The sequence below is a fragment of the Thalassobacillus pellis genome (genome assembly GCF_016908295.1).
Classification (GTDB): Bacteria; Bacillota; Bacilli; order Bacillales; family Halobacillaceae; genus Thalassobacillus; species Thalassobacillus pellis.
In genome coordinates this window covers 150,551-164,263 of the sequence record NZ_JAFBDO010000006.1, presented here as the reverse complement: position 1 = coordinate 164,263, position 13,713 = coordinate 150,551, and the positions used below count along the sequence as shown (strand labels likewise).

The following is a 13,713-nucleotide window of genomic DNA, read 5'->3' as shown; positions in this document are numbered from 1 at the left end:
AAGGACTATATCGCTCCATGGATTGCAGGTATGGTAGGTATCCATTTTTTCTGGTTAACCAGTATTTTTAATGATGGCAGCTTATCTATTTTAGCGGTACTGCTGATTGCTGTGGCCTTGGTTTCCTTATTCCTATCAAAAAAACTGCAAGTGGCGAACAGTGCCATCACCGGGGTTGGTTCAGGGACGGTGCTGTTTGGTTTTGCGATTGCAGGATGGATCCGATTCCTCCTTGTATAAACGTAGAAAACCTTTAAAAATCCACATGCTTGCAGACGATAAGGTTTTCCTTAATAGATTCATATAATTTTCGAAATCACTCGTCTAATGTTAGAACGCAGCAACACTTTCGAAAGCGCGACTCATGCATAAAAAAAACAGCAAAAAAGGGAGGAGTTTACTTGTTAAAAAAAAGCTTGATCACATTGGCCGTCCTTAGTTTGACTCCTTTTCCCGCAGCCTCCGCAGAGTCGTGTGGAAAGAGGAGAATTATTGGGCTTATGCGGGAATTCCGGCAATTCGAGTGAGCCGCATATTCATTTTCAAGTAATGGATTCTCCGGATGTTTTCGAAGGAAACACGATTCGTATACGATTTCAACAGAGAAGTGCCCCCATACAAGGGGAGTTTGTTGAACCGATCGATTAATCATCCACTAATTTACAAACCTCTTATTCAAGAGTAGGAGAAGATGGGAGACGCAAAAAGGAGAGAATGAATTGGACAATAATAATCGGTTAGATGATTCTCCATTCCATTATCGAGTCAATAAAGATAAGACCGTTTTTTTAGAATACCACGGGAAGCAAGTGAAAATTTTAAAAGGAAAAGAAGCGGAAAAATTTTTAAGAAAAATCTCTGCGGCGGAAAATGAAAAGAAACGACAATTAGTAATGGCAAAGATAACTGGTAATTTCAAAAGAGGAAATGAGCGGAATCATTCGAAAAAATAGCCCCTCCTTTCCTCGCTAGGGGTTGTGCTCAATTTCCATCCCATCGAAGATAGAAACAGTTTTCGAAAGCTTACATTCGGGTCAAGAAAGCTATTCATCAAGAGGAAACAGGAAAACAACCGTACACAAACGTTTACATTTACGTATACGTAAATGTAAACGTTTGTGTATAAAAGAACAATAACGATTTTCTTTTCTTTCATTGGAACACCTACCCCCGGACGGCCATCGCATACTAGAAGAATGGAGAAGCCTACCGCCCCGCTCCTCTTTAATGGAATGTTTTTTGTTTGATACTAAAGTGGCGCAAGTTAAGAGAAAGAAAGGTGATCGTATGAGATACATCCTACTGTTAATCGTGCTGTGCCTTATTGCTACTCCTATTCACGCTCAGGAAACAATGTCTCAACGGGATCGTTTAAAAACTTTTATGGAAAAAGGACTGGAAACCTATCATATTCCTGGCGCGTCCTTAGCTGTCGTGCAGGACGGAAAAGTAGTATTTCAACAGTCCTACGGCAAACAAAGCAATGGACAACTGGTCACCAACGACACGTTATTCCCACTAGGATCCATCAGCAAACCCTTGACCAGTCTCGGAATCTTAAAACTGGCAGAAAAAGGACGCCTCGATCTGGATAGCCCGATGGACCGCTATCTCGATTTGGAGTATGGGCAGGCTCAGATGGAAGAACGAATCACCATCCGGCATTTGCTTGCGCATACGAGTGGAATCAGTACTTATGCCGGACTGAAAGTCGCTGAGAAAAAATTAAGAGGAGAAGATGCCATCACACAAGCAGTACAGATGCTAAATCCAGTGAAACTTTCGACGAAACCCGGAGACATCCATCAATATAGCGCAGCCAATTACCTGATCTTAGGGAGAATCATTGAAAAAGTGACGGGAGATACCTATGCCGAATACATGCAACAAGCGATCTTTTCGCCATTACATATGAAGCAAACCGTTGCTACCTATGAAGCTGCCAAACGTCAGGGCTACCAACCAGGGTTTCAATCCTGGTTTGGAAGACCGGTAAAAAGTGAAAATTGGGTGGATGACAGCGGTGCTCCTTATGGTTATATCACCTCCAATTCCAACGATGTGGTGCAATACATGAAGGCGGTATTAAATAGGAATTCCCTGCTTACCGAACCCTTTTCCAGCATGTATGTGTCCCCAGAGATACATCGAAAGGGAGATACGTATTATGGGTTGGGGTGGCGCATGGATTGGAAGCCAGAAGAAAAGATCCTTTTTCATGGAGGGGAAACGCCCGATTCCCGTAGTGAGCTGGTCGTGAATCTCTCCAAGGACTATGCATATATCTTACTTACCAATAAAAGTAACTTTTCAGAGGTCATGCATGCCATTTATTTGAAAGAGGGCATACGCACCATTCTAGAAACAGAAGAAATGCCTGACTTACCACCGCCGGCGTTTCAAAGAAAATGGTACCTCGTCCTCGCGATCGCTGTTACTGCCGCTTGGACGATATGGAACCTCTTTCGCTTGAGAAAAAAGAAAAGAAGGATGCCAAAGCGATGGATGGCGATAGCCGTAGGTATGATGCTTTTCGGCCTCCTATTGATCCCCCTGATGGTTTCGTTTTTCAAAACCCCGTGGCATACAATCGTCGCCTACGCCCCCGATCTTGCTTTCTTCCTCCAAGCATTGGCGGGAGTGCTGCTGATACACGGGATCGGGATTTTAGGAGTACAGAGGTGGAAAGCGAAAAAACACCCGCTTCCCTCTCAACAAGGGTAATAAAACAAAGTTCCCTTGGTGGAGCAATACGGCAGCAATCTCAATGGCTCCCTACTTTTTTTAGAATTTGCTTACGGAATGCCGGAAAGATATCCGACATGTTTCTATCGTTCCTATATAGCCTTTCGAGAGTTCCACCCTCCTTTTTTAGTTTACACTCCCGGAAAACAAACGTTTACATTTACGTAAATGTAAACGTTTGTTTTTATTCTATCTTTCTTCCCCATGTATAAAACGATGAAACGTTGGACAACCTATTAATAGGTAGGAAAACCATAGATGTTCCTTGCTTGAAAAACTTCATAGGATTTAACAATCTATCAATATATTCCCCTTAAACTAAAATGCAAATATCCTGAATAGCCAGAAGGATGGCACCCATTTGTTAATATATGGCAAATTCCTTGATGATGTTTACGTTTATATTTACGTTTTCGTTTACGTAAACATAAACGTTTGTGCCATTAGGTGAATGTAGATGTTGACATGTGTAGCTTTACAAGGGCTAGCTGTTAGTTGCTCCGGGTTGCTTACCCAAGGATTAGATAACCTCTAATGGCGTTGGTTAGCTTCTTCCTACATACGGTCATCTGGTGAAACTAGCACACCTATTGATTGACTGACCGGTCGGACAGTATTATGATAAAGAAGAACAATGTATTAGGGGGAAGGGAAACATGCCAGCAAGGATGCCGGATAAACGATACGAAAAAGGGGAAAAAACCAAGGAAAATCTTTTACAGGTCGCAATAACCATCATGGCCGAGCAGGGACTCAAAGAAGTATCCGCAGCCAAGTTGGCTAAAGCGACAGGAATCAGTAAAAGTACGGTGTTCCATCATTTCCATTCGACGGAGGCGTTACTGCTGCAGACACTAGACCTTGTTTTTCAAGAGCTGTGGCAATACATGAAAGCAGATCCGTCTCCAGATACCGAGCACTTTTTAGAAACGCTGGGACAAAGCATGGTCGATGTTGCTACCGAGGAACCTTCCTTAGTCAAAGCTTTTTTAGCTTTTTTTCACGAAGGGCTCTACAATGCGACATACCGCGAAGTTTTGGTCGCTTATAGTCAGCAGATGAATGACTTCTTCTTCCAGCAACTGCAGCCATTAGCTCCGCATTTAAAAGAAGAAAGAATCAGGGATATTTCGAAACTGCTCCTCCCCATGATCGATGGGATGGGTTTTCACTTTCTATTGAATAAAGATCCGCACTCGTTTGCCCATATGTGGAAGCTGCAAACACAAGGCATCCTGCACCTGATACAGGATCAAAAATAAGGATTTATTTATGGTGCCAAAAACTGACCTACCGGTCGGTTAGTTAATTAAAATGGAACGGAGGGAGAATCATGCTCTACCTTATCTTGAAATACATCCACATCCTGGCCGCCATCCTCATGATTGGAATGTCCCTAGCTAACGGGGTTGGAAAAGTATTTGCCGATCGAACCGGGAATGTCCACCGGATGGCTGCGATATCGGCATTGACCGTGTATGTCAACAAAAGAATTGTGCTTCCATCCTTAGTGGTGTTAGCGTTCAGCGGTATCGGATTAGGGTTATCCCTGCATGTGTCTTTTCGGGAAGGGTGGATCTTCCAAGCGATGGTCCTTCTGGTGATTTTAGTTGTTGGGTACTTTGTCGGGAATCACTATGAGACGCGCCTGCACCACCTTGCCAGCGATGCGGAGAAACACAACCAGTCGAAGGTATCCCCCCTTTATTGGCAGGTCAGCAACGTCTATTACCTGACCGGTGCACCAGTGCTTGTTGCCATGGTCCTCTCCCTCTACTTGATGGTGTTTCAACGAAGTCTCTTTTGAGAAGAGAGACGAATGGCACTCTTGCCAACGAAAGGATGAGTAAAATGTATGGCGTTCAAAAGAAGTCATGGCCACAAAAATGGACGATTATGGGAAGTGAGTGCGTGTTTCTGCTTGTGGTGGTGTGGTTTTTATTTTTCGATGGCACCCAGTACCTGCATCTGTCTGAGGGGAATGATGCACGAAACGTACTCTTGTTTCTTTTTTGCCTGCTTGTATATATCCGAATGAATGGGATGATGGTGTTTTTATTAAAGCGGGGAATTACTTGGGAGGAAGCAGGAGGTGTCATCGGTGCGTTTGCCGTTTATTATGTGGGATTTGCCTTGTTATGCGGGACCAGAAACGTGCCCCTGGATGGGGTGGACGGGATAGCTGTATTGCTTTTCCTCCTGGGTTCCCTGATTAACACCGGATCTGAAGTATTACGCCATCAATGGAAAAAAGATCCCCGGAACAAGGGGAAACTTTATACCGGCGGGCTTTTCCGCTATGCCATCCATATCAACTATTTTGGGGATCTGGTGTGGGTCAGCGGATTTGCTTTACTCACCCGTCATCCATGGGCCGGGGTAGTCCCGATTTTTTTAGGTGTTATGTTTGTGTTTCTCAATATCCCGCAACACGACCGGTACTTACGAAAAAAATACGGAAAAGCGTTTGAATCGTACGAAAAACACACCAAAAAGTTTATTCCCTTTATTTATTAATGGATCCCAAGAAAATTACAAATATTGCGTCCCGAAATGGCAACTATCTCGACATCCTAGCAACGACACCTAAAGGGACCAAAACGCAGAGGGCGAGGAGCACAGCAGCCACCCCAGCGTGCAGCAGCATCGTCAGCACAAACAATCCCGCGATCCCTTTATGCAGGTGCTTGGTCGAAGTAAACGCCGATGATCGCACTAAAAGCCCGAGGCCAAAGAGAAGCAGAAGTACCATCCACGCGACCCACCCGGAACCTTCCATGTAAGGAATGCCATGAATGTGATAAAAGTAGACGACATGAGGAAGCGATGTGACAAAAACAAGGACACCAATCCATACATGGTAGGTGTGAAAGAACCGGAGCAAACGCTGCATAGCATGCCTTTTGAACAAAAGCCCCCTTCTCCTGAGGGCTTTTTTGCTTAGCCATAAGGAAGCCCCCAATACCGTAAACACCCAGGAGGCCATGCCATAGAAAAAGTATTGTTCGGGATGAGGGATCCCGAAGATAGGCGTCTGTTTCGGATAGACGAAGGAAAGGAACGTCCAGCACAAAGACGTACCGATGAACAGGTATCCCACAAGTATAAACCCTTTATTCGCACGCAACACAAGCACCTCGCATGATCCTCATGACTCCCTCTCCTATCTGAAAGTGTTTTCTACCAAGAAGCACATGTAGCGATGGAAAAATCCGTCATTCCAACGGATAGGTCGAATAGTAGCATAATTCGAAATTTTTACAACATGATATTTGTCATGAAAAATCAAACGTGACTACCCGAAGGCACCTCCCTCCTGCACCTTTAAATCATTTTCTCACTGAATATTTCAATCCTTGATTCCCCATAGCTATTCTAGCAGCCACCTGAACAAAGTGAAAAAAGATGCTTGTTGGAGGTTGACAAAATTTTCAGATTGATTACAATTACATTGAAACACAGTATAAGAGGAGTATTGGTGCGGACGAAAATTCGGATGTTGCACAACTCGTTGGCAGCTTTACTGTACGAAAACAACGGATTTGGAGGATTTGTTCACGATCACGAAAAAAGACAGAAGAAGAGCGGGAGGTGAAATGGAAAGGTGTAAGATATCGACCCATTGGACGGATGGTCTACATTACCCCACCACGGTGTTCGCATAAAACGGGTGCCCACTATTGGTGTCGTCATGCCTCTGTATGCCTTGATGGAATGGAGTACCAAAGCGTTTACGGATGTATTTCGCGCAGATACTTTTTTGTTTCAGAGTGAGCGCTTTAATGTTGGTGAAACCTCTAAAGATGGAGGGTTGATGCCATTTTGAAGGCATTGATCAAATGAAGCGACGAGGAAGGAAGTAATGTACGTTCAAAGAATACATGTACCAATACACGGAACGATCTCTTATATTGTATGAATCTAAAAAGATGGAGGAATTCCTTTGAAAAAAATCGGTTTGTCATTCATCGTACTCGCTTTGGGTCTGATCATTCCATTTTCATCTGCAAATGCTTCCAGTGGCTGGGACTACATGGGAGTTTATAAGTTGATTCCCAATGCCTATGGTAACTATGATACATGGAATGTGCGATCTACTGGAGGATCTTTTAAAGTAGAATCATTTGGTGTTTCCAATAACTGTTCTTTAATGGAGTATGACCCTGGGTCAAATAATGATGATCGTGTAGGACACGTTAGACAAAATACCACTACTATTTTTAACGTTCGAGGTTTTGTGGATGGTTCTAATAATAGAGCTGAACTCTACGTGATGTGCCATACACGTCCTAGTTATTACTCGCATGTGGAATATTGGGACTAATAGTAAAAGAGCGGGAAAGTATGGAGTTTATCTGCAATGGGTGGCAGACTCTCTACTTTCTTATAAGGATTACAGGATAGTTGTTAAAGTAAGAAAAAAGCGAATGTTACTCATTCGGCAACATTCATCAGATTGTAGATGGTTCCAATAACCGGGAGGAATTTATGTTACGACAACGCTGGAATGATCACTTTCTGAGATTGAGTGATCTCCTCTTTCTTTCCTCTGCTTTATCCCCATTAGTAGTTTGAGCTTAAATATACTATACGAGGAGGTAATTCGTATGAAAAAAATCAGTTTGCTTTTGACTGCTCTTACCCTTGCCATGGTCATCCCTATAACATCTGCTCATGCTGCTGATCCTACACTTAATAGAGGAAATGGAGAGTGGGATTGGCAAGGTACCTTTGATCTTTTTTATAACGACACATATGATTATTTTCAGACGGTTAATTGCCAGTCTACTGGTGGAAGTTTTATGATGGAAGCCAGAGCTTTTGATAAAACGGTTATGGTTCAATTATGGGAGGACGATCCATCTGGTGATGATTATGTAGGTCAAGCAAAATTAGGACATGGGGACTCCGTATATTTTAACATTGAAAACCTGGTTGATGGTTCAAATAACCGAGCCGAGTTATTCGCTTTAACATATGAAAACCCATGGAAAGGTGGAGAGCTACCTGCCATGTACTTTTGGGATTAAGTTTCCTAAATGTATCGCAGTTGATTTCCGATTGGTAAACGCATCAGAGCTGCCATCTCCTTCGTTCCGAGAATGACACGATGTTTCATGCGTTCCATGGAAAAAAGGCGGTGTTTAAACTCCCAGCGGAAAAGGGAACGATTGGTTCGAAACCACCACCATTCACGCCCTTTTAATTGACTGAGCCGACCACTCGAGAAAGTCCCGATGGATTCCTTCACTCGTTTGATCAAACGTTGTGCATCCTTCGTATTTCGACCAAACGTAATAACCTTCATGTCAAGTCTAGAAAGGATCCTTGTCGATTTACTCTCGATTGCCGTTAAGTAGAGTTCATTATCCTTATAAAGGGATTCATCCGATGTTAGGGGAGGACCAGGGGGGCATGGTGAACCATTAGTGGTCTAGTTATTATTAAATGACTTCAAAAGACCCACTCCATTACTCCTAAGAAAGGAGATCATACAAAAAAGATAGAGAAAGTTTGGTGCAAGTAAGTGGTTGATGGATTCTCGTCCATCCTTTATACTCCCCTTATACTGTTATCGGAAGATGGTCTTTTTTAAGTAGAGATCGAATGCTATTAAAAGAAGGAGGAGGAAGTGAACGATGCCAGAAAAGTTTTTGATCATCATTCAAGCTGGAGAACAGGATGTTGGAAGGGTTTATCATGGTTTGACTTATGGGCAACAATTACATTTTGCAGGATTTGAGGTGAAAATTTTCTTTGATGGACTAGGACCGCAGTGGATTCCCAAGCTCGATGATCACGACCATATATTTCATCCTGTATTTAAAGCGATTCAAAGTCTAGGTATCATTCAAGGCGCATGCAAGTATTGCGCAGAATTTTTTGATGTTGTAGAAGATGTGGAAAAAGCTGGATTGTCCCTGGAAGGAGGTGCACAAGATGATCATTTGAGTATTGTGAAATACGTAAATAACGGGTATTCCCTAGTTGTTATATAAAATGGATGATAAGTAGCACTAGGACCTACGTTTTTAAAGCGGCCATGATTGACACGTCAATGTTCCAACGACTATTATGAAAAAAGTCGAAAGAAGGGTTTATTGCCCCTAATAAGATGATCTGATTTAATTAGTTAAAAGTAAATTTTATATATATGTTAGAATCAAGGTGTCTTACTAAGTTTGGGTTTTTATGATAAATAGATGATAACCTTATATTAATGGGCTAACATTTTCTATGTTTAATCCCACTATTTTAATGAATAATAAAATATATGGTTTCTCTATATCTGTAATCCAGTCAGGTTTTTATTTGGTGTTAACGGAAAGCAGGTGTTGGAGGTGTTTATTTTATTCTGATAACTTGCAAGGGGATATGAATAGACTATTTCTATTTCTGGAAAAAATATAGATTATTTAGGAATGATTGGTAATGGGGTTGAAATTAACCATTTTATTAAACAAAGAGACAAATGAATTATTGGATCGGTTAGCACTTAGAATGGGGACAAGTAAAAGGAATGTTGTTTTGCTTGGTTTATCCAACATTTTAATGCAAGGAATCAGTAAAGAAGACTTAGATCAGATGGAAAACCGTATAGATGATTTGACGCATTCTACGAATATTACCGTTAATGAAACATTTAAAAAACGATTGATGGAAGTTCAGAGATATGGGTTATCCATAAGGAAATTCTTTGGCTATATCATTTGTGATTATTTTCAGAAACATTATCATGAATTTTTCCCAGAGGATTGCGTGGAAGAGGAAAAGGAACTTCCCCTTACAAAAAAGGATGTTGTTCAAACAGCGATAGATAAGTGTCTGAAGGATAAAATAATTTCCTATTGTTATGATCAATCTATATCCGTGAACAGTCTTTTTGCCTATTATATTCTAAATAAACCTATAAAGGTTTGGAATTTCAAATCAGGGAATAAAGAACTGATGGATTTATCTTTTGGTGTGTCTGTTCGAAATAAACTGATTGATGACGCAACAAACGTAGGCATGAGCAAAAGTTTTTATTTAAATCTGATAGCAGTACAAATGAGTTATGATTTGGATCTTTAAAAAAACAGCAAAACTTTTGTTGTTTTTTATTTACCTTCATACACTCCCGTTATACTGAAAACAGGACGCAAAAAATGAATTCGAGCTGTTTAAAGGGAGATGATAAAGGACTGGGATGGTTCCTACTCAAATCGTTGAAAGAGGAAGCAATTGAACAATAACTGGGGATTAGCTTTTTTTGGCCACTATACCATGACATGTTCAAATAACGATTTTTCATGACATTTGTCATGAAAAACAAATGACAAACATGACTACACGATGGCCCCTCCCTCTCGTACCGTTAAAGCAGAAAAACTTTTTGTCGAATAATATGTAACCTTTGCGAACAAGAGAGCGACATATAACAAAAACCAAAGGGTAAATTTTGTCAGAAATACAGAAAGGAGGAAAAGACGCATGAACAAACGTTGGTTGTCATGGATGATATTGGCAGGACTCGTACTTGCTTCGTTTACCCCGATTGCTGCCGTTGAAGCAGCCGGGAATGGGCAGTGGGACACAAAAGGTACGTACAATCTTTATTACCGATCGGCTTATGGATGGTGGGATACCGCCAATGTTAAGTCCACCGGGGGCGGTTTCCGGATTAAAGGAGCACTTTATAACGTGGACTATGAGTTGTGGGAGTATGACCCCGGTCCGGGCAATGATGACTTGATAGGCCATCATTACCAAGTCACGTGGGATCCATATGGAGTATTTAACGTAAATCGATTTGTGGATGGCTCCAATAACCGAGCCGAACTGTATGTGAAGACATACGTAGACGCGGGATCGGTAAAGTTTTGGGATTGATCGGCACCTGCTTTTCGTACGTCATGGCCATGATAGAGGAACGAAATGGGAAACATCCCACCATTGGATTGTTGCCCAACTGTAACCGTTTATTTAAAAAGGAGGAAAAACAAATGAAAAAACGTTGGTTATCCATCTCGATGTTTGCACTAATACTTGTCTCGTTGATCCCGATCTCTTCCGCAGAAGCAGCTGGGAATGGAAGTTGGGATCGGATTTTGAGTGGAACGTTAGACTATAATCCAACTTATGGCTTTTGTGATTCGGCCAATGCCCGTTCGACGGGAGGAGATGTCTTGATTAGAGGAGAGGTGCCCTACGTCACTTATGAGCTGTGGGAATCGGATCCTGGCTCTGGGAATGATGACTACATCGGCAAACGTTACCTCACTCCTGAAAAAATCAATGGCATTTTCAGAGGGATTAACTGGGCGGTGGACGGATCGAATAACCGAGCAGAACTGTACGTGAAGGTGAATGGCAGGGCTGTGGATGGCAAATGGGTAGGGATCTGGGATTGATAGAAACATAGACGAGTTCCCGTCTTAAAGGAAGCGGTTCTCGCCCATCAAAGGGGCAGGGGAACCATTTCCAGGGATAGAGAGCCTTTGAGGCATGGGACGTTTTCGGAAACAACTGCCGGAAAAAGGAGGGGACACACGTTGCGGTATCATTTCTTTCCATTTTTAATTCCAAAACACGGCCAGCGGTATGAACTGACAACCACCAGGGATGCAAACCTAAGCTATACGAAGGAGGAAACCTCCTGGAGGAGCGTACTAAAGGCATTGGAACGCCCCTGGTATCGGCGGGGACGGAAACAGGAGTGGATCAGTTGGGAAATCGTCGCGACGACACGATCGATTCGTTATTTTGTTTGGGTACCGGATACCCATATCGGCCAAACCTTTCAGAACAATTATTATGCTGAACACCCGGAAGTAGAAATGGTGGAAGTAGCCAACCCTTCGCTAGATTTCACCCGTCCCCATGCAGGAATGAAGTTATATACCGATAGCCACTGGACGGTTCCGATTAAAACCTACCAGAAGGAAGCCATCGATACACAAGCCGAGTTAATCGAATTATTGGAGACACTGGAAGATGGACAAGAAATCCATCTTCGGTTTCTCCTGCAGCCGGCCTATCGCACCGAAAAAGATTTTCGGGGAATCACCAAACAATTGCACGAGGAAGGCATCGCGGATGCCTCCCTGCAAAAAGACAACGAACTCTATTTAACGGCCATTGAAGGAAAAGCAAGGCAGAAGCTCGCCTGGTTAGAGATGAAGGCGGTGGCCTTTGGGTCTACCACCACGGAGGCTCAAACCTTAATGAAACGTGTCCGCGGCTCTGTTGGAAGGTTTTCCAGTGGACGGTTGAATCAGTTGAACGGCCGGGAGTGGTGGTGGTTTCGAACCAATCGTCCCCTTTTCCGCTGGGAGTTTCAACATCGGCTTTTTTCCATGGAACGAAAGAAAAACCGGGTCATACTCGGAACCGAGGAAATGGCCGCCCTTCTGCGTCTACCTAGTGAACAGATCCAGCACAGCAAACTGAACCGATTAAACATGCGCTCCACCCCTTTCCCCAAAGAGCTGCAGCAAGAACAGGAGCCATCCCGGCCCAGGATTCCTCTGGGGATCCATTGCTATCATGGCCGGAGCCAAGAGGTTCCTTATGACCTCGCGAACCTTCGACACCATACAGCGATCCTAGGCATGACCGGGATGGGAAAATCGACGTTGATGGTCCACTTAATTGAAGGGCTGATCAAGCAAGAGGGAAGCCAAAACACCTTAGGCGGGACCGTCATTGATCCCCACGGGGATTTATGCCAGGATATCGCCGCCCGCATTCCTCCGGAGAAACAACACGCCATCCGGTACATCAAATTTGCCGAAGGCGATTTTCCGTTTAATCTCTTTCACATGGATTTTGCCATCACCGAAGATAAAATTGCCCAGACGGTCGTCGATGTCTTAAAACGCACGTGGCAAGAATTTTGGGGTCCGAACATCGACGATAACTTACTGAACGGCGGCATTGCCATTCAACGGGTGAAGGAAGCCAACTTAGCCAATTTGCAGCGGCTGTTAAGCGATGCGGTCTACCGGAAAGCCCTGCTGGAACAACTCGACCAGGACGATCCGTTGGAAAAAGAGTTATATCAGTTCTTTTCCGACCTGCAGGATCTCAATAAGCGTGAACACCAGTTCAAAACCAACTCCACCCTGAATAAATTGCGCAAAGTCACGCTATCCGGCGTGCTAGGGCCCATGCTCCAGGCGAAAACCAATGGACTAAGCTTCCGCGAAAGCATGGATCAAGGAAAGATCACGTTACTGGACCTATCTGAATTAACCAATGATGAAAAAAAATTAATAGGTTCCATCTGTTTGACCATGGCCGAACTCGCGGGGAGAAGTCGCGCAGACACCCCGAAACCAGCGCGGGACAAACTCCCGCATCACTTTGTCCTCGTGGATGAAGCCCCGAGTTTCATGGAGCACAGTGCCACAGCGATCGATGCTTTTGCTTCGGAATTACGGAAATATAAAGTCTCCATCATCCTCGGCATCCAAGGATTAAAAGGACAGCTTCCTGATGATATGGTCGACGCCATCTTCCGGAACGTTGGCACGTTGATGGCCTTCCGGTTGGGGAACCCAGCGGATGCGCACTTGATTCATCAGGCGATGCCATCGGAAATTTTAAGCAAACAGGATTACTTAACCATCGAACCCTATCATGCCTACACGCGACTGCAAGTAGGCATGACTCGTACACAACCATTTCCTATCCATATAACGGAGCCGGTCCCTATCAAACGGCCAACGGACCTTTCTGCTATCCGACGACGCACCCTGGAGGAAGCCATGGAACGGGAGCATCAGGCCGGGGCGGCTGCCTCCTTGGCAGCAAAAGATGCTCCTATGGAAGCAGCCAGGTGGATGGAAACACAAGAAAAAGGACAGGGTGCCTTCGATAAGGAAACAGGGGACGATGCCCCGACGGAAAACCTTCCAAACCAGGAACAGGAGAAACCACAGGAAAAGCAACAGGAAGTCAGCATTGAAGATGCCTTATTTTAAG

The 13,713-nt window shown here is 43.6% G+C and carries 14 protein-coding genes and 1 pseudogene; 13 read left to right on the top strand and 2 right to left on the bottom strand.

The features are described from left to right. The 6 genes and pseudogenes from JOC33_RS17205 to JOC33_RS17180 all read left to right on the top strand — a co-directional run. Window positions 1–240: pseudogene (locus JOC33_RS17205) on the top strand (hypothetical protein); the annotation flags it as partial. 479 nt (window positions 241–719) lie between these two features. Further along, window positions 720–953: a hypothetical protein gene (locus tag JOC33_RS17200; protein WP_205093780.1), complete on the top strand. Its 234-nt coding sequence runs from the start codon at window positions 720–722 to the stop codon at window positions 951–953. Between the two features lie 334 nt (window positions 954–1,287). Next, window positions 1,288–2,724 (top strand): serine hydrolase domain-containing protein, encoded by a 1,437-nt coding sequence (locus tag JOC33_RS17195; protein WP_205093779.1) that lies wholly within the window; start codon window positions 1,288–1,290, stop codon window positions 2,722–2,724. Between the two features lie 677 nt (window positions 2,725–3,401). After that, complete coding sequence (locus JOC33_RS17190; RefSeq protein WP_205093778.1) at window positions 3,402–4,007, top strand: TetR/AcrR family transcriptional regulator; 606 nt, start codon at window positions 3,402–3,404, stop codon at window positions 4,005–4,007. Between the two features lie 71 nt (window positions 4,008–4,078). Further along, complete coding sequence (locus JOC33_RS17185) at window positions 4,079–4,552, top strand: DUF2269 family protein (protein ID WP_205093777.1); 474 nt, start codon at window positions 4,079–4,081, stop codon at window positions 4,550–4,552. A 44-nt stretch (window positions 4,553–4,596) separates the two neighbouring features. Continuing rightward, entirely contained in the window at window positions 4,597–5,262 is a 666-nt protein-coding gene (locus JOC33_RS17180; RefSeq protein WP_205093776.1) for a DUF1295 domain-containing protein, read from the top strand. 43 nt (window positions 5,263–5,305) lie between these two features. Here JOC33_RS17180 and JOC33_RS17175 read toward each other — a convergent pair whose 3' ends face one another. Next, entirely contained in the window at window positions 5,306–5,881 is a 576-nt protein-coding gene (locus JOC33_RS17175) for a hypothetical protein (RefSeq protein ID WP_205093775.1), read from the bottom strand. A gap of 807 nt (window positions 5,882–6,688) precedes the next feature. On the opposite strand from JOC33_RS17175, the gene JOC33_RS17170 reads away from it, so the two are divergent. Together JOC33_RS17170 and JOC33_RS17165 are read left to right on the top strand one after the other, a co-directional pair. Beyond that, window positions 6,689–7,069 carry a hypothetical protein gene (locus JOC33_RS17170; RefSeq protein ID WP_205093774.1) on the top strand — a complete coding sequence of 127 codons (381 nt, stop codon included), beginning with the start codon at window positions 6,689–6,691 and terminating at the stop codon, window positions 7,067–7,069. Between the two features lie 283 nt (window positions 7,070–7,352). Next, complete coding sequence (locus JOC33_RS17165; RefSeq protein WP_205093773.1) at window positions 7,353–7,775, top strand: hypothetical protein; 423 nt, start codon at window positions 7,353–7,355, stop codon at window positions 7,773–7,775. Window positions 7,776–7,780: 5 nt separating this feature from the next. Here the strand turns inward: JOC33_RS17165 and JOC33_RS17160 are convergent, their stop codons facing one another. Continuing rightward, window positions 7,781–8,008 carry a hypothetical protein gene (locus JOC33_RS17160; RefSeq protein WP_205093772.1) on the bottom strand — a complete coding sequence of 76 codons (228 nt, stop codon included), beginning with the start codon at window positions 8,006–8,008 and terminating at the stop codon, window positions 7,781–7,783. Window positions 8,009–8,384: 376 nt separating this feature from the next. Between JOC33_RS17160 and JOC33_RS17155 the strand changes: the two genes are divergently transcribed. The 5 genes from JOC33_RS17155 to JOC33_RS17135 all read left to right on the top strand — a co-directional run bounded on the left by JOC33_RS17155 (window position 8,385) and on the right by JOC33_RS17135 (window position 13,712). Beyond that, a complete protein-coding gene (locus JOC33_RS17155) occupies window positions 8,385–8,744 on the top strand; it encodes a DsrE family protein (RefSeq protein WP_205093771.1) in 360 nt (119 codons plus the stop codon). A gap of 433 nt (window positions 8,745–9,177) precedes the next feature. Then, complete coding sequence (locus JOC33_RS17150; protein ID WP_205093770.1) at window positions 9,178–9,819, top strand: hypothetical protein; 642 nt, start codon at window positions 9,178–9,180, stop codon at window positions 9,817–9,819. 399 nt (window positions 9,820–10,218) lie between these two features. Next, window positions 10,219–10,617, top strand: a complete 399-nt coding sequence (locus JOC33_RS17145; protein WP_205093769.1) for a hypothetical protein — start codon at window positions 10,219–10,221, stop codon at window positions 10,615–10,617. A gap of 113 nt (window positions 10,618–10,730) precedes the next feature. Next, the gene (locus tag JOC33_RS17140; RefSeq protein ID WP_205093768.1) at window positions 10,731–11,138 is read left to right on the top strand and encodes a hypothetical protein; all 408 of its coding nucleotides are present in this window, start codon (window positions 10,731–10,733) and stop codon (window positions 11,136–11,138) included. 141 nt (window positions 11,139–11,279) lie between these two features. Continuing rightward, a complete protein-coding gene (locus JOC33_RS17135; protein ID WP_205093767.1) occupies window positions 11,280–13,712 on the top strand; it encodes an ATP-binding protein in 2,433 nt (810 codons plus the stop codon). Window position 13,713 lies beyond the last annotated feature (1 nt).